The sequence below is a fragment of the Mammaliicoccus sp. I-M35 genome, assembly GCF_022386455.1.
Taxonomy (GTDB): domain Bacteria; phylum Bacillota; class Bacilli; order Staphylococcales; family Staphylococcaceae; genus Mammaliicoccus; species Mammaliicoccus sciuri_A.
The window spans coordinates 1-19,501 of sequence record NZ_JAJNIL010000010.1 but is presented as its reverse complement, the minus strand read 5'-3'; the positions used below and the strand labels follow the sequence as shown (position 1 = coordinate 19,501).

General features: G+C 35.6%; 14 protein-coding genes, 1 tRNA gene and 1 other RNA gene. 15 read left to right on the top strand and 1 reads right to left on the bottom strand.

Annotation, left to right across the window (positions count from 1 at the left end; translation table 11 throughout):
* Positions 1 to 118: 118 nt before the first annotated feature.
* From gltB to LQ679_RS11375, 6 genes are all read left to right on the top strand, one after another.
* The gene (gltB, locus tag LQ679_RS11400; protein ID WP_239762936.1) at positions 119 to 4,612 is read left to right on the top strand and encodes a glutamate synthase large subunit; all 4,494 of its coding nucleotides are present in this window, start codon (positions 119 to 121) and stop codon (positions 4,610 to 4,612) included.
* Between the two features lie 15 nt (positions 4,613 to 4,627).
* Entirely contained in the window at positions 4,628 to 6,085 is a 1,458-nt protein-coding gene (locus LQ679_RS11395; RefSeq protein ID WP_037589376.1) for a glutamate synthase subunit beta, read from the top strand.
* A gap of 60 nt (positions 6,086 to 6,145) precedes the next feature.
* Positions 6,146 to 6,238: transfer RNA gene (locus tag LQ679_RS11390), tRNA-Ser, on the top strand.
* A 676-nt stretch (positions 6,239 to 6,914) separates the two neighbouring features.
* Entirely contained in the window at positions 6,915 to 7,838 is a 924-nt protein-coding gene (locus LQ679_RS11385) for a S66 peptidase family protein (RefSeq protein ID WP_232194051.1), read from the top strand.
* Positions 7,839 to 7,850: 12 nt separating this feature from the next.
* Positions 7,851 to 8,951, top strand: coding sequence for a dipeptide epimerase (locus LQ679_RS11380; RefSeq protein WP_159315717.1), 1,101 nt, complete (start codon positions 7,851 to 7,853; stop codon positions 8,949 to 8,951).
* A complete protein-coding gene (locus LQ679_RS11375) occupies positions 8,948 to 9,856 on the top strand; it encodes a C40 family peptidase (protein WP_239762933.1) in 909 nt (302 codons plus the stop codon). Before LQ679_RS11380 ends, LQ679_RS11375 begins: the two co-directional genes overlap by 4 nt.
* Here LQ679_RS11375 and LQ679_RS11370 read toward each other — a convergent pair.
* Positions 9,845 to 10,591: a serine hydrolase gene (locus LQ679_RS11370; RefSeq protein ID WP_037590594.1), complete on the bottom strand. Its 747-nt coding sequence runs from the start codon at positions 10,589 to 10,591 to the stop codon at positions 9,845 to 9,847. The two genes, LQ679_RS11375 and LQ679_RS11370, sit on opposite strands and share 12 nt — an antisense overlap.
* 119 nt (positions 10,592 to 10,710) lie before the next feature.
* Between LQ679_RS11370 and treP the strand changes: the two genes are divergently transcribed.
* The 9 genes from treP to LQ679_RS11325 all read left to right on the top strand — a co-directional run bounded on the left by treP (position 10,711) and on the right by LQ679_RS11325 (position 19,230).
* A complete protein-coding gene (gene treP, locus LQ679_RS11365; protein WP_239740232.1) occupies positions 10,711 to 12,147 on the top strand; it encodes a PTS system trehalose-specific EIIBC component in 1,437 nt (478 codons plus the stop codon).
* 29 nt (positions 12,148 to 12,176) lie between these two features.
* Positions 12,177 to 13,820 (top strand): alpha,alpha-phosphotrehalase, encoded by a 1,644-nt coding sequence (gene treC, locus LQ679_RS11360; protein ID WP_239762929.1) that lies wholly within the window; start codon positions 12,177 to 12,179, stop codon positions 13,818 to 13,820.
* A 28-nt stretch (positions 13,821 to 13,848) separates the two neighbouring features.
* Positions 13,849 to 14,577 carry a trehalose operon repressor gene (treR, locus tag LQ679_RS11355; RefSeq protein WP_107576850.1) on the top strand — a complete coding sequence of 243 codons (729 nt, stop codon included), beginning with the start codon at positions 13,849 to 13,851 and terminating at the stop codon, positions 14,575 to 14,577.
* Between the two features lie 54 nt (positions 14,578 to 14,631).
* An RNA gene (gene ffs, locus LQ679_RS11350) (signal recognition particle sRNA large type) lies at positions 14,632 to 14,900 on the top strand.
* 91 nt (positions 14,901 to 14,991) lie between these two features.
* Positions 14,992 to 15,528, top strand: coding sequence for a GNAT family N-acetyltransferase (locus tag LQ679_RS11345; RefSeq protein WP_239762926.1), 537 nt, complete (start codon positions 14,992 to 14,994; stop codon positions 15,526 to 15,528).
* A 69-nt stretch (positions 15,529 to 15,597) separates the two neighbouring features.
* Entirely contained in the window at positions 15,598 to 17,289 is a 1,692-nt protein-coding gene (dnaX, locus tag LQ679_RS11340) for a DNA polymerase III subunit gamma/tau (RefSeq protein ID WP_204258843.1), read from the top strand.
* A gap of 91 nt (positions 17,290 to 17,380) precedes the next feature.
* On the top strand, positions 17,381 to 17,701 hold the full coding sequence (locus tag LQ679_RS11335) for a YbaB/EbfC family nucleoid-associated protein (RefSeq protein ID WP_025906093.1): 321 nt from the start codon (positions 17,381 to 17,383) through the stop codon (positions 17,699 to 17,701).
* 2 nt (positions 17,702 to 17,703) lie between these two features.
* Complete coding sequence (gene recR, locus LQ679_RS11330) at positions 17,704 to 18,300, top strand: recombination mediator RecR (RefSeq protein WP_025906091.1); 597 nt, start codon at positions 17,704 to 17,706, stop codon at positions 18,298 to 18,300.
* Positions 18,301 to 18,381: 81 nt separating this feature from the next.
* Complete coding sequence (locus LQ679_RS11325; RefSeq protein ID WP_078354892.1) at positions 18,382 to 19,230, top strand: patatin-like phospholipase family protein; 849 nt, start codon at positions 18,382 to 18,384, stop codon at positions 19,228 to 19,230.
* Positions 19,231 to 19,501 lie beyond the last annotated feature (271 nt).

Genomic DNA, 19,501 nt, shown 5'->3' with positions numbered 1-19,501 from the left:
ATCTAATTTTTAGATATATTTCATCTATTTTATATATTGTTAAGATAAGTCCTTGTAAAGTATGATATAGACTATCAATTATTGAAGATTCTGAAATTTATTGTTGAGGTGATGTCGTATGTCATTTAAGAAAGATAGAAGACAACTTGGCCTATATGATTCGATGGACGAGCATGATGCTTGCGGGATTGGCTTTTACGCCAATATGGACAACAAAAGGTCACATGAAATTGTACTAAAATCAATTGAAATGCTTTGTAGGCTAGATCATAGAGGTGGAGTTGGAGCTGACGGAATTACTGGTGATGGTGCTGGTATTATGACAGAAGTCCCTCACCTCTATTTTAAACAAAAATTAAAATTAAATTTACCTGAAGAAGAACATTACGCAGTAGGTATGTTCTTCACTGATGAAAAAATAGCTGGCAGTGAACATGAAAAGAAGTTTAATGCGTACTTTGAAGAAGAAGGATTAAAAGTTATTGGATACAGAGATGTTCCATTAGATACATCAGTATTGGCAGAACATGTTGAAGCGACAATGCCTTGTATTCAACAAGTGTTTGTTGAAAATCATTCAAGTGAACACTTTGATCGTTCGTTATTCATTGCGCGTAAACAAATTGAAAGATATGGCGATGAACAAGATTTAGATTTATACTTTGCAAGTTTATCTAGACGTACAATCGTATATAAAGGCTGGTTGCGTTCAGACCAAATTAAAGGTTTATATATTGATTTGTTAGATGAAGATTATGTTTCTAAATTTGGTTCTGTACATTCGAGATTTAGTACGAATACATTTCCAAGTTGGAAAAGAGCGCATCCTAATAGATTATTGATGCATAATGGTGAAATTAACACGATTAAAGGTAATGTTAACTGGATGCGTGCAAGACAAGATAGATTAATTGAAACGATTTTTGGTGATGTAAAAGATAAGATTGGAACAGTGCTAGATGAATCAGGAAGTGACTCATCAATCGTTGATAATGCACTAGAGTTCTTAAGTTTAAGCATTCCTCCAGAACAAGCAGCAATGTTATTGATTCCTGAACCGTGGTTATATAACGAAACACAAGATCCTAAAATTAGAGCATTCTATGAATATTACAGTTATTTAATGGAACCTTGGGACGGTCCGACAATGATTAGTTTCTGTGATGGAGATAAACTTGGCGCATTAACAGACCGTAATGGTTTAAGACCTGGTCGTTACACAATTACAGATTCAAATGAAATTATATTTTCTTCAGAAGTAGGCGTTATTGACGTTGAAGAAGAACATGTTGTTTATAAAGGGCAACTCAACCCAGGTAAACTTTTATTAGTGGATTTTAAAGAGAATAAAGTTATCGAAAATGATGAATTAAAACAACGTATCGCAAGTGAATATCCTTATGATGAGTGGGTAAGTCATAAAGCGTTAAACGTAAATGATACAGTGGCGACACCTTCACATGTTGAAGAAGAAAAATTATTCCAATTACAACGTCGTTTCGGATATACAAAAGAAGAAATTAATAAATATATGTCAGAACTTGTGAGTGAGAAGAAAGATCCAATTGGTGCGATGGGCTTTGATACGCCAGTTGCCGTGTTGAGTACGAGACCAGAATCATTGTTTAACTACTTTAAACAACATTTTGCTCAAGTAACGAACCCGCCAATTGATTCATATAGAGAAAAAATCGTTACAAGTGAATTGGTTTACTTAGGTAAAGAAGGTAACTTGTTACAACCACATCAAGATAACACGAGAAGAATTCAATTAAATCATCCAGTATTATCGAAAGCGCAACTTGAGCAAATTCAAGAAAGTGAATTTAATGTTGCGGTGATTCCGACGACTTACACAGGTTCACTTAAAGAAGCTCTAGATGACTTAGGGCAAACAGTTTCAAAAGCCGTTAAAAATGGTGCTGAGATTATTGTCTTAGAAGATGAGTCTGTTGAAGATTTAGAAGCGGCGTTTGCAATGCCGATATTATTAGCGGTTAGTCACATTCATCAACACTTGATAAGAACGGGTCAACGTTTAGACACAAGTATTGTGGCATATTCTGGTGAGTGTCGTGAAGTGCATCATTTAGCTACATTAATAGGTTATGGTGCCAATGCTGTTGTGCCATACTTAGCACATTATACGATTGAAGACTTAACTGCTGCGGGACGTCTTGAAGGTACAGTTGAACAAAATATTGATACGTTTAGTCAAACGTTATCAGCTGGTGTCATTAAAGTAATGGCTAAAATGGGTATTTCAACTGTTCAAAGTTATCAAGGTGCACAAATCTTTGAAGCAATTGGCTTAGGTAAAGATGTTATCGATCAATACTTTACAGGTACTCCGTCTAAACTTTCTGGTATATCAATTGATACGATTGATAAAGAGAATAAAGCGAGACAATCTGAACAGATTAAATATTTAAATTCAGGTAGTACTTTCCAATGGCGTCAACAAGGTGAATATCATGCATTCAACCCTAAAACAATTCATTTATTACAACATGCATGTAGAGATAATAATTTTGAAATGTTTAAAGAGTATTCTGAAGCTGCAGATAGTGAACGTATGAGTCACTTAAGAAACTTACTTGATTTTAAATCAGATCGCACAATTGATTTAAAAGACGTAGAATCTGCTGACCAAATTGTGAAACGCTTTAAGACAGGTGCAATGAGCTTCGGTTCTATTTCTCAAGAAGCGCATCAAACTTTAGCAGAAGCAATGAATAGAATTGGTGGACGTAGTAATAGCGGTGAAGGTGGAGAAAATCCAGAACGCTTTATTATTAAGCCGGATGGCACTAATTATATGAGTGCTATTAAACAAGTCGCATCAGGTCGCTTTGGTGTAACGAGCGATTACTTACAACATGCTAAAGAAATTCAAATTAAAGTCGCACAAGGTGCTAAACCTGGTGAAGGTGGACAATTACCTGGTACAAAAGTTTATCCGTGGGTAGCTGAAGTACGTGGTTCAACACCAGGGGTGGGATTAATTTCACCACCACCTCACCATGATATATATTCTATTGAGGACTTAGCACAACTGATTCATGACTTGAAGAATGCAAATAGAAAAGCAGACATCAGTGTTAAGCTCGTTTCTAAATCTGGCGTAGGTACAATTGCAGCAGGTGTTGCAAAAGCTTTTGCCGACAAAATTGTCATCAGTGGATATGATGGCGGTACAGGTGCATCACCTAAGACGAGTATTCAACATGCTGGGTTACCGTGGGAGATTGGTTTATCTGAAACACATCAAACACTTATGTTAAACGGTCTTCGTTCACGTGTAACGTTAGAAACTGACGGTAAATTAATGACTGGTCGTGACGTTGCGCTCGCTTGTGCGTTAGGTGCAGAAGAGTTTGCGTTTGCGACCGCACCATTAGTCGTGCTTGGCTGTATTATGATGAGAGTATGTCATAAAGATACATGCCCAGTTGGTATTGCAACTCAAAATGGCGACTTACGAAAATTATATACAGGTAAAGCAGATCACATCGTAAACTTCATGTATTTTATTGCCGAGGAAATAAGAGAGATTTTAGCTTCATTAGGCTTAAAAACAATGGATGAACTTGTAGGTAGAACGGACTTGTTATCAGTATCAAACAGATATTACTCTCATCCTAAAGCGAGAGAACTTGATTTAGAGGCACTTTTATTTGTAAATGAAGGTGAAAGATACCGCTCTATGAATCAAAATCATCACCTTGATGTCGGATTCGACTTAACGAAATTATATGAAGATGCAAAAGCATCAATTGATCATGGTGAAAAATTTGTTGGTAGTTATAACGTTCGAAATACTGAAAGAGATGTTGGTGTTATTACAGGTAGTTATATTACAGAAGTGCACGGTGAAACTGGTTTACCAGAAGATACAATTAGTGTTAAGACGTTTAAACATGCTGGACAAAGTTATGGTGCATTCACGCCTAAAGGTATGACGTTACATCATACGGGTGATGCTAACGATTACTTTGGTAAAGGTTTATCCGGAGGTAAATTAATCTTAAACGCACCTAACGAAGATAGAGAAGACAATATTATCGTCGGTAATGTTTGTTTCTACGGTGCGACAAGTGGAACATCTTATATTAACGGTAGAGCTGGTGAACGTTTCTGTGTAAGAAATAGTGGCGTTAACGTCGTTGTTGAAGGTGTCGGCGACCACGGATTAGAATACATGACTGGTGGACGTGTCGTCATCTTAGGTGATGTAGGACGTAACTTCGGTCAAGGTATGAGTGGTGGTGTATGTTACGCATTGCCAACAGATGTTGAAGCATTCAAAAAAGATAATGAACTTGACACTTTAGAGTTTGAAACATTAAAAGATTCAGATGAAATTGCGAATTTAAGACACATGTTAGAAGAACATGTTCGATATACAAATAGTAAAAAAGCACAAGCAGTGCTAGCGTCATTTGACACAATTGTAGACAAAGTGGTTAAAGTGATTCCGAAAGACTACAAACTTATGATGCAGAAGATTTCACTACACAAATTAGAAAACGAAGAAGATGCACTGTTAAATGCATTCTTTGATGATCGAAAATCTATTGGTGATGAAGAAGAACTGGCTTCGGTATATTAAGAAGGAGGGCATATTATGGGTGAATTTAAAGGTTTTATGAAGTATCCTAAGCAACAACTTGATGAGTTGCCGTTAAAAGATAGAATTAAAGGATATGACGCATTCCAACAACGTTTTACTAAAGAAGATGCAGCTACACAAGGTGCGCGTTGTATGGATTGCGGAACACCATTTTGTCAAACAGGCTCATCATTCGGTAGAGATACAATAGGTTGTCCAATAGGTAACTATATACCAGAGTGGAACGACTTAGTGTATCGCAAAGATTATGAAGAAGCATATGCAAGATTATCAGAAACAAATAACTTTCCTGAATTTACAGGTCGTGTATGTCCAGCACCATGTGAATCTTCATGTGTCTTAGCGATTAATAATGATTCAGTCGCTATCAAAGGGATAGAGCGTACAATAATAGATGAAGCGTATGATATGGGACTTGTGAAACCTAAGTTTCCTGAGCAGCGCTTAGAAGAAAAAGTAGCCATTATCGGTAGTGGTCCAGCAGGCTTAACAGCTGCAGAAGAATTAAATTTACTTGGCTATAATGTGACTGTATATGAGCGTAACCATCGTCCAGGTGGTTTGCTTATGTACGGCATACCAAGTATGAAATTAGATAAAGAGGTTATCGAACGTCGTGTGAAATTAATGGAAGAAGCGGGTATCGTCTTTAAAACAGATGTTAATGTGGGGAAAGACATCACGAAAGAGGAACTAGATGAACAGTATGATGCAATTATTGTTTGTACAGGCTCACAAAAAGGACGAGACTTACCATTGGAAGGACGTATGAGCTTCGGTATACATTTTGCGATGGAATATTTAACAGAGCAAACACAATTACAAATGGGAGAAATTGACGAACCAACTATAACAGCAAAAGGTAAAAATGTGATTGTAATCGGTGCGGGTGATACAGGTGCTGACTGCGTAGCAACAGCATTAAGAGATGACTGTAAATCAGTCGTTCAATTTAATAAATATGTAAGACTAACAGATAAAATGGAACAAAATACAGCATGGCCATTACCAATGCCAATTTTCAAGTTAGACTATGCGCATAAAGAATATCGTGAAAAATTCGGATTCGAACCAAGAGCATATGGTATTCAAACTATGCGTTACGATGTTGATGAAAATGGTAATATTCGCGGTCTTTATACGCAAGTGTTAGAAGAAACTGAAGACGGCATGGTGATTGTCGAAGGTACAGAACGTCATTGGCCAGCAGATTTAGTCCTATTATCAATCGGTTTTGAAGGTACAGAACATTTAGTACCACATTCATTCAACTTAAAGACTGAACGAAACAAAATCGTAGCAAATGAAAAAGATTTCAGAACAAATCAAGATAAAGTATTTGTAGCTGGAGATGCAAGAAAAGGTCAAAGTTTAGTCGTTTGGGCAATAAAAGAAGGTCGTGCAGTTGCAAAAGCTGTAGATGAATCCTTAAAGAAAAAAATTACAATTTAAATTTTGTGATTTTTGTTGACATCAGTAATGGCATGTTATAAGATAAATAATGTCTTATTTGGAGGAATACCCAAGTCCGGCTGAAGGGATCGGTCTTGAAAACCGACAGGGGCTTAACGGCTCGCGGGGGTTCGAATCCCTCTTCCTCCGCCATTATTTTAAAATATCCAAGACTATATATATAAAGAACACTGTCCACTTTTGTGGGCAGTGTTTTTTTGTTGTGAAAAAATATAATAGTTGGATGTGGAATTGGGCGCGGAGTGGAGATTGAGTTGTAGGGTGGAAATATAGGGGATATAGATATAAGGGGTGCTGTTAGGGACAGAATTCTGAGAAATGTCCGTAAGAAGTGTCGTTAGGGACAGAATACCGAGAAATGTCCATAAGAGGTGTCGTTAGGGACAGAATTCCGAGAAATGTCTCTAAGAGGTGTCGTTAGGGACAGAATTCCGAGAAATGTCTCTAAGGATACGAGTTCTAACTACCAGAATTCGAAATAATGGAAGTAAGCGGATTCTAATTACCAGAATTCAGAATAATGGAAGTTACAGCGTTCTAATTACCAGAATTCGAAATAATGGAAGTTACAGCATTCTAACTACCAGAATTCGAAATAATGGAAGTTAGCCAATTCTAATTACCACAATTCAGAATAATGACAGATACTCGGACCGGGATCCAACCTAACTCCAACCTAAATCCAACCTAACTCGCGCATATGTCCAACCTCATATACTCATGCGTTTGTGACAATTTCTTTTGTTTTCACAAATGGATAACAACTTTGCTATAATATAAGAATATTCTGATAAAAGGTCGTGTCTTAATGAAAGCAAAGGGATTAAATAGAGGGGATGTGGTGGGTGTTGTAGCATTAGCGAGTCCGCCGAACCAAAAGCATTTAAAGAACGGGTTGAAACTTTTAGAAGAGAAATATGGTATTCGGTTTAAACTAGCGAAAAATATAGACCGCATTCATGGTCATTTAGCGGGAACGGATGATGAACGATTAGATAGTTTGCATGACATGTTAGAAGATGATGAAGTGAAAGGTATTATATGTGCTTGCGGTGGTTATGGTACACCTAGAATTGTAGAACGTATTGATTATAATCTTGTAAAAGCACACCCTAAAATTATATGGGGATATAGTGATATAACATGTTTACATAATGCTATTAGACAACAAACGGGATTGGTGACGTTTCAAGGTCCTATGATCGCATCTGATATAGGCGATACTTATAATGAAATTTCTATTGGGAGCTTTGAGCAGTTATTTAATGGTGAAGCTGTGTCTTATCCTACAGATCAATTAACGTTTAAATCGCTAGTTGGTGGTCACGTTGAAGGAGAAATTGTTGGTGGTTGTTTATCTTTACTTGTTTCAAGTTTAGGCACACCATATGAAATCGACACTAAAGATAAAATTTTATTTATAGAAGATATTGGTGAAGTGCCTTATAAGGTAGATGGATTTTTACAACAACTTAAATCTGCTGGCAAGTTAGATGATGCTTCTGGATTTATTTTCGGACCATTCACAGATAGCGAGCCTAAAAATCCGGAAAAATCTTTAACGATGAAAGAAGTGTTAGATGATTTTGTAACGCCATTAAATAAACCAGCAGCATATGATTTGAATATTGGGCATTGCACACCACATTTTGCGATACCGTTTGGAACAGAAGCTACATTAGATGTGGACAATAAAATATTAAATATTGCGTCAGGTGTAATTATAGAATAAAGGGGAAGTTATATGTTTATAACAGATATAAAATACTATAGATATGAAACACCTTTGAAGAAACCTTTTAAAACAGCACTGAGAACAGTAGAGGTTATTGAAAGTATATATGTATTTATTGAAACGAATTATGAAGATGTTATAGGTGTTGGTGAAGCTGTACCTACATATGTTATTACCGGTGATACAAAAGGTGGTATAGAAGCTGCGATTGAAGAAGTCTTTAAGCCACTATTAATTAATCGACCATTAACGAAAGACTTACTAGATGAAATTCATCAAGTCATCGTAGGTAATACAAGTGCTAAAGCTGCAATAGATATCGCACTTTATGACTTATTAGCTCAAGAAGCAGAATTGCCTTTATATCAATATATCAAGCATAACCCGGGAAATAAATCGTTAGAAACGTGTTATACCGTGAGTCTAAATGATGCTGACGAAATGGTAGAAGATGGTTTGCGATATGTAGAAGATGGCTTTAACCATTTGAAAATAAAAGTGGGTAAAGATGATGTCTCTACAGATTTAAATAGATTACAAGCATTACGATCTTCTTTGCCAAGTGAGGTTATTTTAAGTGCGGATGCAAACCAAGCATGGGATGAAAAAGGTGCGCGTCATGCATTGAAACATTTTGATGAAGCAGATTTGAATATTGAAAGTATTGAACAACCTGTTGGAAGATATGAGTATAAGGTACTAGGTGAGTTATCTCAAGCATTCAAAATACCTTTAATGGTAGATGAAGGATTATTTAGTATACATGATGCCGAGAGACTTGTAGAAGTTGGTGCGACAAATATATGGAATATTAAACTGATGAAGACTGGTGGTATTCATCAAGCTTTAAAAATACATGATATTGCTAAAGGTGAAGCGATACCTTGCATGGTTGGATGTATGATGGAAACACATGTATCTGTAACGGCAGCTTTGCATTTTAGTTTGGCAGCAGAACAAGTGAATCGTGTTGATTTTGATGCACCTTTAATGGTAGTTGAGCGACAAGTTGATGGTGGTATTACTTATGAAGGTGCTAAAGTAACCGTTTCAGAAGGTACAGGGTTAGGAATAGATCGTGAATCTTTATATAAGAAGGTGAGCTCATGATTAAATATTGCAGAGTAAATGTCGGGACAATATGGAGAAGCTTTGATAAAGCTAGAGAAATTGATAGAGACGGTATCATGTATCCAGCAGATATTCAACGTTGGTTACTTGAACTTAATTTAGAACAGAAATTATCTTTTACGGAAGATAGTAGAATAGATACGCAAATTCTTTATGGCGAAAAAATAGAAGTCGTAGAAGAACAAGATGGCTGGAGTTACGTTATCTGTTTAGAGCAACCGTCTAAACAGAATCCAAAGGGATATCCAGGGTTTATTCCGACGAGTCAATTAGGTGAGATGAAGGCGTACGATACACATCCACGCCTTCGTGTTAATGTACCTAAGACGACATTGTTTAATTTAGATTTTACTACGAAACAAATTCTGTCATTTAATACGATTTTACCTATTATTAAGCAAGATGAGCCTTTTATTGAAGTTGATACACCTGAAGGCAAGGGTCTTATTAGTGCGAATGATGTAGAATTCAGTGATGAATCTGGTGCATTCGAAATTGGCACGATGACAGGTGTCATTGAAAATGCGAAGCGCTTTTTAGACTTACCTTATTTATGGGGAGGGATGTCTAGTTATGGTTATGATTGTTCGGGATTATGTTTCCAAATGTACAAAAGTCAAAACTTCCACATCCCCCGAGATGCTGATGAACAATATGAAGCAATGACGGATATTTCAATAGCATCACATGACTTTTTGCCAGGTGATTTACTGTTCTTCAGTAAACCAGAAGATAAAGGCTTTTTATCACATGTTGGTATATACATGGGAGAAGACATGATGATTCATGCACCACATACACCGAAAAGTATCGAAATCATTAAGTTATCAGGTAGTTATTATCAAAAGATATTAGCTAAAGCTGCACGTTTATCAAATATCTAATATAGATTGAATAATATATGACCCAAATTGGTGAGAGAAATCGATCGCCTTTTTGGGTTTATTTGTGTTGGATAAGAAACAATAATAATATAACTCGCCTTCATGTTGGATAATACCTACATCATTGACAACGTTGTCGTACTCCCCTGTCTTAGAGTGGAAATTAAGTGTATCTTCGTAAAATGATCGATAGATTGAAACTTTATCGTTTAAATGTTGGTCATTCATGATGTTCATCATGTCTTGATGATGTTTATGCTCTGCAATAAAGCGTAGTATATGAATCATATCTTGAGAAGACGTTGTATTCTGTTTCCCTTCACTTATTGCTTCTGCATCCATCATATAACGATTTAACTGCGTTTGTTCACATTGCAATGTTTCTTGAATAAATAAGTTAATATGTTGAAGTCCGAAATGATCGATTAATGTATTCGTTGCCGTATTGTCTGAAACAACGATCATTAAGTAGATTAAATCTTGAATGCTCAGTTGATCGATATCCATATTTTTTAGAACACCACTGCCGCCAACTTTATCATTGATTTGAACGAGTGCTTTTCTATCTTCTTGAGTCGTGCTTTCATAAATATAAATCATAATAGGCAATTTAATTAAACTTGCTGATTCAAATATTTTTTCGTGATGATGGTTTGTGAAAATGATGGAATCTCCTTTTGCAAAATCGAGTGCAACGTTGTCATGATCGATATATTCATGTGTTAAAAAAGACATATGAAAAACCTCCTTTACACAATCATACTACATTATTTATATAATATTAATTGTAAGCCTTTACATACTTGTATATACAAGTTATAATTCAACTAAATAAAGTTAGGGGAGTGAGTTTAATGGCTGTGAATAGAGAAGATGTAAAGCAGATTATTGATGCTATTGGTGGGCAAGACAATGTAAATGCCGCAACCCACTGTGTCACACGGTTAAGACTTGTATTAAATGATGAAAGTAAAGTTAATAAAGATGCATTAGATCAAATAGATTTAGTGAAGGGGTCCTTCTCAGCAAACAACCAATTTCAAATCGTAATTGGACCGGGAACTGTTGATGAGGCGTATAAAATTTTTCAACAAGAAACAGGTGTTGAAGAAAGTTCGAAAGATGACGTGAAGAAAGCTTCTGAACAGAAGATGAATCCATTTCAACGTTTAATTAAATTGTTGGGTGATGTATTCATTCCAATCTTACCTGCAATCGTAACAGCAGGTTTACTATTAGGTTTAAACAATGTATTAACAGCAGAAAAATTATTTGGTGCTAAGTCACTTGTTCAACAATATGCATGGCTTGCTGACTTTGCAAACATCATTAACGTTATCGCAAGTACCGCATTTATCTTCTTGCCGGCTTTAATTGGTTGGTCAGCTATGCGTGTATTTGGTGGTAGCCCAATTCTAGGTTTAGTATTAGGTTTAATCTTGTTACATCCGCAGCTTGCTTCTCAGTATGATTTAGGTGGCGGCAAATCGAGTGAAATTCCTGTATGGCACATATTTGGTTTAGAAATTAAGCAATTAAACTATCAAGGTCAAGTATTACCGATATTATTTGCAACATGGGTATTATCTATTATTGAGAAATTCTTAGCTAAACGTGTACATGATTCTATCAAAATGCTCGTAGTAGGTCCTGTAGCGTTATTAATTACTGGATTTTTAGCATTTATCGTTATTGGTCCATTAGCGTTAGAGTTAGGTACGTTAATTACGAACGGTATTAAAGCAATTTTCGAAAGTGCTGGCTGGTTAGGTGGCGCAGTGTATGGATTATTCTATGCACCACTTGTTATTACAGGATTACATCATATGTTCTTAGCAGTAGATTTCCAACTCATAGGAAGTCCTTTAGGCGGCACGTACTTATGGCCAATCGTGGCAATATCTAATATTTGTCAAGGTTCAGCAGCATTCGGCGCTTGGGTAGTATATAAACAACGTAAGATGATTAAAGAACAAGGTTTAGCGGCTACATCTGGTATTTCAGCATTCTTAGGTGTAACTGAACCAGCAATGTTCGGTGTCAACTTACCATTGAAATATCCGTTCTTTGCAGCAATTATTTCGTCTAGTATACTAGGCGCGTTTATAGGAGCTGCAGGTGTTATCGGTAAAGTTGGTGTAGGTGGCGTTCCTGCAATTATTTCTATTGAAAGAGAATATTGGGGTGTGTTCGGTATTGCGACATTGATTGCGGTAGTGTTACCAGCTATACTAACGATTGTGCTTTCAAACTTTGCTAATGAAAAAGCTAAAGAAATGGTTCAAGAATAATATATATATAAATAAAGGAGTATACCTATATGGCAGTTTCAGATTGGAAGAAGTCCGTTGTTTATCAAATTTATCCAAAGTCATTCAATGATACGACTGGAAATGGACAAGGTGATATACCAGGTATTATAGAAAAATTACCTTATTTACAAACGTTAGGTGTAGATTACATTTGGTTAACGCCAATTTATCAATCACCAATGAACGATAATGGATACGATATTAGTGATTATTATCAAATTAATCCTGATTTTGGTACAAAGGAAGACGTCAAAACATTACTAGATGAAGCGCACAGTTTAGGTATTAAAGTGATGCTCGATATTGTGATTAATCACACTTCGACATCACATCACTGGTTTGTAGAATCTCGCAAGTCTAAAGATAATCCGTATCGTGATTATTATATTTGGAAAGAAGGCACTAAAGAAGAGCCGCCAACGAACTGGGAGTCTAAGTTCGGTGGTAACGCTTGGACTTATGATGAACAAACAGAAAGTTATTATTTAAGATTATTTGATGTTTCTCAAGCTGATTTAAATTGGGAGAATGACAATTTAAAGGCTGAAATATATGAAATGATTAATTATTGGATTGATTTCGGCGTAGATGGTTTCAGATTTGATGTCATTAACTTAATTTCCAAAGGTGCTTTCGAAAATTCAACAGCAATCGGTAAAGAATTTTATACAGATGGACCAAAAGTCCATGAGTATTTACAAGAGTTGAACAAACAAACATTTGGCAATAAAGATATTATGACGGTTGGAGAAATGTCATCAACAACGATTGATAATTGTATTAAATATACAAATCCAGAACGTCATGAGTTAAGTAGTGTATTTAATTTTCATCATTTAAAAGTAGATTATAAAGATGGTGAAAAGTGGTCAGATATGAAATTTGATTTTCTTGAGCTGAAACGTATATTGATGGATTGGCAAGTGAACATCGCAAAAGGTAACGGATGGAATGCTATTTTCTGGTGTAACCATGATCAACCTAGAGTCGTAACGAGATTCGGTAAAGATGATACAGAAGCAGAAAGAGTTAAATCTGCTAAGATGCTCGCGATATCATTACACATGCTTCAAGGTACGCCATATATTTATCAAGGTGAAGAAATTGGCATGACAGATCCAGGTTTCACGGATATTGATCAATATAAAGATGTCGAATCGCTTAATGCATACAAATTATTGAAAGAACGCGGTATGGATGAACAAATGATTATGAAAGTAATAGGTCAGAAATCTAGAGATAATTCTAGAACGCCTATTCAATGGAATGCGCATGCTGAGGCAGGCTTTACAACTGGAGAACCATGGATTGGTATCCCGGAAAATTATAAGCATATTAATGTTGAAGCGGTATTGGAAGATAAAAATTCTATTTTCTATACGTATCAAAAGTTAATACAATTACGTCATGAACACGATGTGATAACGTATGGAGAAGTTGAACCACTTCATATGGAGCATCCAGAGCTGTTCGTTTACAAGAGACATTTAAATAATGAAACTTGGTTAGTTGTTGCAAACTACTCTGATCAAATCGTTGATATCCCAGAAGATATCGATTTAGAGGGTGAAATCATGATTGCAAATAATGATTTAAATGGTAACGCTTTGCAACCATTCGATGCTTTTGTCGTAAAAGTAAGTGGTGACTAATTGATGTTGAAGGTATAGAGGTGAACGCATGAACAAGTATATGAAAATCTACCAATCTATTTGTGAAAAAATTTTAAATGGTGAATATGCTCATTTACAGCAACTACCTTCAGAAAATGAATTAACAAAGATATATTCAACTTCTAGAGAGACTGTAAGGAAAGCTTTAAATTTATTGCAAGAAAAAGGTTATATTCAAAAGTTAAGAGGCAAAGGGTCTGTCGTTATATATGAAGATGTTATTCAATTTCCAATATCGGAAATGGTGAGTTTTCAAGAAATTAATAAACGTTTAGGACTTGATTATGAAACTAAAGTTGAATTACTTGAGGTCATAGATGCTAAAGACGTTCCTGTCGTTCAACATGCTCTTGAATTAAGAGATCAAGATAAGTTGTGGCATGTCATTAGAACAAGAACAAAAGATGACGCTGTGCGTATAATGGATGAGGATTACTTTATATGTCAGGTTATTCCTCAACTCACTAAAGAAGTTGCAGCTGAATCTATCTATAAATTTATTGAACAAGAAATGAATGTAGAAATCAGTTACTCGAATAAGTCTATTACATTTGAAGAGATGACTGAGAATGAAATATTATATTTTGGAAAGTTGAACCCGCCTTATACAGCAACGGTTAGAGGTACTGTGTATCTTAATAATGCAGAAAAATTTCAATATAATATTTCAAGGCATATCGCGACGGAATTCAAGTTTGTAGATTTTTCTCGCAGGGTGATTCATAAAACACTTTGATTGAAGTAGTTTTTTCTTGCCAAATCGTAACATTTTGTTGTAGTATATATATTGCCGTGCTAAGTGGGGAGGTAGCGGTTCCCTGTACTTGAAATCCGCTTATGCAAGACTGAATTCCTTTGCCGCGGACATATTATTGTGAGGTCTGCCCTCAGCACGTGGTGTCTGAAGACGTCGGTCCTATGCAATACAAACCCATGAATCATGTCAGGTCCGGAAGGAAGCAGCATTAAGTGGATCATTGTATGTGCCGTAGGGTAGCCGAAGTTTAGCTAACGACTGAGGTAACGCTTGTGATGTTTGTTCAAAGCAAAGGTGCACGGTTTTAAATTTTATAAACTTATCAAATTATATATAAATTCAAAAGGGTGACCGCGGTCACCCTTTTTCTAATATCAGGGGGATATTTTATACATGACGCAATTACTAATTGGAACGATTATAGAATCGGAATATGAATTAGCTAAAGAAGTCGTTAAATCAGCATTCGAAAATGAACGTTATTCTGATGGAACAGAACACGAATTAATCGGTAAAATACGAAAATCAATGAATTATAATGCAGAACTTGAAGTTGTAGCGAAGACAGAATCAGGCAAAATTCTGGGTCATGCTATGATGTCAGAAGTGACCGTTAGTTCTGATGAAGAAACGCATACAGTATTAGCGCTTGCACCTGTTTCCGTTTTGCCAGAGTATCAAAACAAAGGAATAGGGAAAGCTTTAATAGAAGCTTTAGAATATAGAGCTTATGAAAATGGCTATGTCGGTGTAGTCGTGCTAGGTCATGCTGCTTATTATCATAAATTAGGTTATCATGCAGCTTCAGAGTTTAATATATACCCACCATTTGAAGTGCCAGATGAAAATTTCATGTTTAAATATTTATGGGATCACCCAACAAAAGAAATTAAAGGCACTGTTCACTACCCAGAAGCTTTTGATAATTAATAATAGGGTGTACCTATTGATTCATGATATAATATAGCCAATATCTTATTAAATTTTGGAGGTGCCACTTTGAACTACCAGGCTTTGTATCGAATGTATAGACCACAATCATTTGCGGATGTTGTCGGTCAAAAACATGTCACAAAAACATTAAGAAACGCCATCCAAAAAGAAAAGCAATCACATGCTTACTTGTTTAATGGCCCACGTGGAACTGGTAAGACAAGTATTGCTAAAATCTTCGCTAAAGCAATTAACTGTACAGAGAATACGAATGGGGAACCTTGTAATGAATGTGCGATTTGTAAAGGCATTACACAAGGAACAAATTCAGATGTCATTGAAATTGATGCTGCCAGTAATAACGGTGTAGATGAAATACGTAATATTAGAGATAAAGTAAAATATGCACCAAGTGAATCTAAATTTAAAGTCTATATTATTGATGAAGTGCACATGCTTACAACAGGTGCTTTCAATGCACTTTTAAAGACACTTGAAGAACCACCAAGTCATGCTATTTTTATACTCGCAACTACTGAACCTCACAAGATACCACCTACTATTATATCTAGATGTCAGAGATTTGATTTTAAAGCCATCCATTCTGGTGAAATAGAAAGTAGACTCGCGTTTGTCGCAGATGAGCAGAACATTACCTACGAAGAAGAAGCTTTGGCATTTATCGCTCAAGTTTCAGAAGGTGGTATGCGAGATGCATTAAGTATCATGGACCAAGCAATCGCGTTTGGAGATGGTCATTTATCACTTGAACATGCTTTGAATGTAACGGGTAGTGTAGATAAAGCGGCTTTAAATGCTTTGTTTAAAGACATGGTGGCTAAAGATATTAAACAAGCTTTTACTAGATATCATGAATTTATAGCTGCTGGTAAAGAAGTGAATAGACTTGTAAATGATATGATTTATTTCATAAGAGATTCAATTGTCGCTAAGACTACTGAACAAGTTGATGACGACCACGCACTGAATCAAGTAGACTTAAATACAATGTACAAAATGATTGATTGTATTAACGACACATTAGTTTCAATGAGATTTGCAATTAACCAGAATGTTCATATAGAAATACTCATCGTTAAGTTAACAGAATTAATTGATCAGAATAATAGTGGACAAACAGCATCTGTCAGTTCAAACCAAAACGCTGGCTCTAGTGAAGTGATGGATAAAATCCAACAGCTTGAAGCGACGATTCAGCAACTAGCTCAAAACGGCGTCAGTCAAAAGGCTAAACCAGTTGAAAATAAACAAAATATCGCTCGTAAACAATCTAAGCATGTCTTCTCAATTCGACAAATCGAACGTGTGCTTGACCACGCTAATCGTGATGATTTGAATTTACTTAAAGAAAAATGGCAAGCAGTGATAGAATCGGTTAAAGAGAAAGAACAAAGAGCGCTAGTCAGTCTGCTCTTAAACTCGGAACCTGTTGCAGCAAGTGAAGATCATGTGCTTGTGAAATTTGATGAAGATATTCATTGTGAAATCGTGAATAAGAATGATGAAAAAAGAAATCATATCGAAGCGATTGTATGTGAGATTGTTAATAAGAATGTAAAGGTCGTTGGCGTACCAAATTCACAATGGTTACAAGTTCGTCAACAGTATATTCAATCTAAAAAAGCGAATACGGCTCAAGGTGAAGTTGAGCAAGAAGAAAAACCAGAAGAAGCGGATGTTGTAAAGAAAGCTCAAGAGTTGTTTGGTGAAGATACCGTACATGTTACGGATGAGTAATACATGACATCGCCTCTAAAGGCATGTATAATAAATATGACAAAAATTAATAACCTTAAATGTATAAATTAGAAATTAGGAGGACGTAATTATGCGCGGTGGCGGAAATATGCAACAAATGATGAAACAAATGCAAAAAATGCAAAAGAAAATGGCTGAGGAACAAGAAAAGCTAAAAGAAGAAAGAATTGAAGGAACAGCTGGTGGCGGAATGGTTACAGTTGTTGTTTCTGGTCATAAAGAAGTATTAGACGTTATCATTAAAGAAGATGTAGTAGACCCTGAAGATATTGAAATGCTACAAGATTTAGTATTAGCAGCAACAAATGACGCTTTATCTAAAGCAGATGATGTAACAGCAGATCGTTTAGGTAAACATACAAAAGGTCTAAACATTCCTGGAATGATGTAATGATGTTCTACCCAGAACCAATATCTAAACTCATCGATAGCTTTATGAAATTGCCGGGAATAGGTCCGAAGACTGCACAACGTTTAGCTTTCCACGTATTAGATATGAAGGAAGACGACGTTGTACTTTTTGCCAAATCTCTTGTAGATGTTAAGAGAGAACTGACTTATTGTGAAACTTGCGGACACATTACGGATGTTTCGCCTTGTCATATATGCCAAGATAAACAAAGAGACCGTTCAGTTGTGTGTGTTGTTCAAGATTCTAAAGATGTCATAGCTATGGAAAAAATGCGTGAATATAAAGGGTTATACCATGTATTACATGGTGCGATATCTCCAATGGAAGGTATTGGACCTGAAGATATTAATATTCCTTCATTATTAGAACGATTGAAGAATGATGAAATCGAAGAAATTATATTAGCGACTAATCCTAATATAGAAGGTGAATCAACAGCAATGTATATATCTAGACTCGTTAAACCGATTGGCATTAAGACAACTAGACTAGCACATGGTCTACCAGTAGGTGGAGATTTGGAATACGCTGATGAAGTAACACTTTCGAAAGCTATAACTGGAAGAACAGAAATTTAATAATTATAATTGAGGCTGGGACAATGAAGAATGTCTCAGCCTCGCTTTCATTCAACTAATAATATAGAAAGAAGTGTAACTATGATAAAAGACACAGCATTAATATTAGAAGGTGGCGGAATGAGAAGTATGTACACAGCAGGTGTGCTAGATTTCTTCATTAAGAAAGATTTGTATTTTAAATATAATATTGGCGTTTCTGCTGGCGCATCTATGGCTGCAAGTTATATATCTCGACAATTTAGACGCAATCATCGTGTTACAACTAAATACATTAAAGATAAGCGCTATATTTCGCTATCAAATTATGTAAAAAATAAAGAGATATTTGGTATGGACTTTGTGTATCATCATATACCAACTTACTTGGAACCTTTTGACTTTGAAAAGTTTGATCAAGCAGAGGAAGAGTTTGTTGTTGTAACGACAGACTGTGACACAGGAGAAGCGGTTTATTTCAATAAGAAAGAAACAGAAGGTTCTATATTGACTGCTCTAGAGGCAACAAGTTCTTTACCAATGATGGCCAACCCAGTTCAATATAAAGGTCATACTTTATTAGATGGTGGTATCGTCAATCCTATTCCAATTGATAAAGCAATTGAAGAAGGCTATAAGAAAAATGTTTTGATTTTGACAAGACCGAAAGGCTATCGCAAAAAACAAAGTAAATTTTCAAAAGTATTCAGATTGAAAGCATATCCTAAAATAAATCACTTAATGGCAATTAGATATAAACATTATAATCAGACTTTAGAATGGATAGAAGCGGAAGAAGAGAAAGGTAATTTGTTTGTTATCAGACCTTCTGATTCATTATCTGTTGATAGAATCGAGAAAAATCCTAGAAAATTAGATGCTTTATACAAACAAGGATATAAAGATGCTGAAAAAATATACGAAAAACTAAAAGAATATGTTGAGAATTAAGTATAATTGAGAGTATTGAGTGTTTTGGTGTAATTTTTATACTTGAGTAAAGGGTATTTAGCGTGTATAGTTATATCTTGTGAGCGAGAGATAAATAAAACATCAAAACACTTTGAAAATTAATTTTAAAAAGTTGTTGACTTCGAATTAAGAAGTGTGTATAATAGTTTCTTGTGAGACAAAATGAACATTGAAAACTGAATGACAATATGTCAACGTTAATTCCAATAATTGAGTACTGAAAGTACTTCAGAGTGATTGGCTTAACCAA

Coding starts and splice junctions, on each gene's coding strand:
- treR (WP_107576850.1), top strand. CDS start 13,849: ATGAACAAGTATATGAAAATCTACCAATCTATTTGTGAAAAAATTTTA.
- recR (WP_025906091.1), top strand. CDS start 17,704: ATGTTCTACCCAGAACCAATATCTAAACTCATCGATAGCTTTATGAAA.
- LQ679_RS11345 (WP_239762926.1), top strand. CDS start 14,992: ATGACGCAATTACTAATTGGAACGATTATAGAATCGGAATATGAATTA.
- LQ679_RS11375 (WP_239762933.1), top strand. CDS start 8,948: ATGATTAAATATTGCAGAGTAAATGTCGGGACAATATGGAGAAGCTTT.
- treP (WP_239740232.1), top strand. CDS start 10,711: ATGGCTGTGAATAGAGAAGATGTAAAGCAGATTATTGATGCTATTGGT.
- gltB (WP_239762936.1), top strand. CDS start 119: ATGTCATTTAAGAAAGATAGAAGACAACTTGGCCTATATGATTCGATG.
- LQ679_RS11325 (WP_078354892.1), top strand. CDS start 18,382: ATGATAAAAGACACAGCATTAATATTAGAAGGTGGCGGAATGAGAAGT.
- LQ679_RS11380 (WP_159315717.1), top strand. CDS start 7,851: ATGTTTATAACAGATATAAAATACTATAGATATGAAACACCTTTGAAG.
- treC (WP_239762929.1), top strand. CDS start 12,177: ATGGCAGTTTCAGATTGGAAGAAGTCCGTTGTTTATCAAATTTATCCA.
- LQ679_RS11335 (WP_025906093.1), top strand. CDS start 17,381: ATGCGCGGTGGCGGAAATATGCAACAAATGATGAAACAAATGCAAAAA.
- LQ679_RS11395 (WP_037589376.1), top strand. CDS start 4,628: ATGGGTGAATTTAAAGGTTTTATGAAGTATCCTAAGCAACAACTTGAT.
- LQ679_RS11385 (WP_232194051.1), top strand. CDS start 6,915: ATGAAAGCAAAGGGATTAAATAGAGGGGATGTGGTGGGTGTTGTAGCA.
- LQ679_RS11370 (WP_037590594.1), bottom strand. CDS start 10,591: ATGTCTTTTTTAACACATGAATATATCGATCATGACAACGTTGCACTC.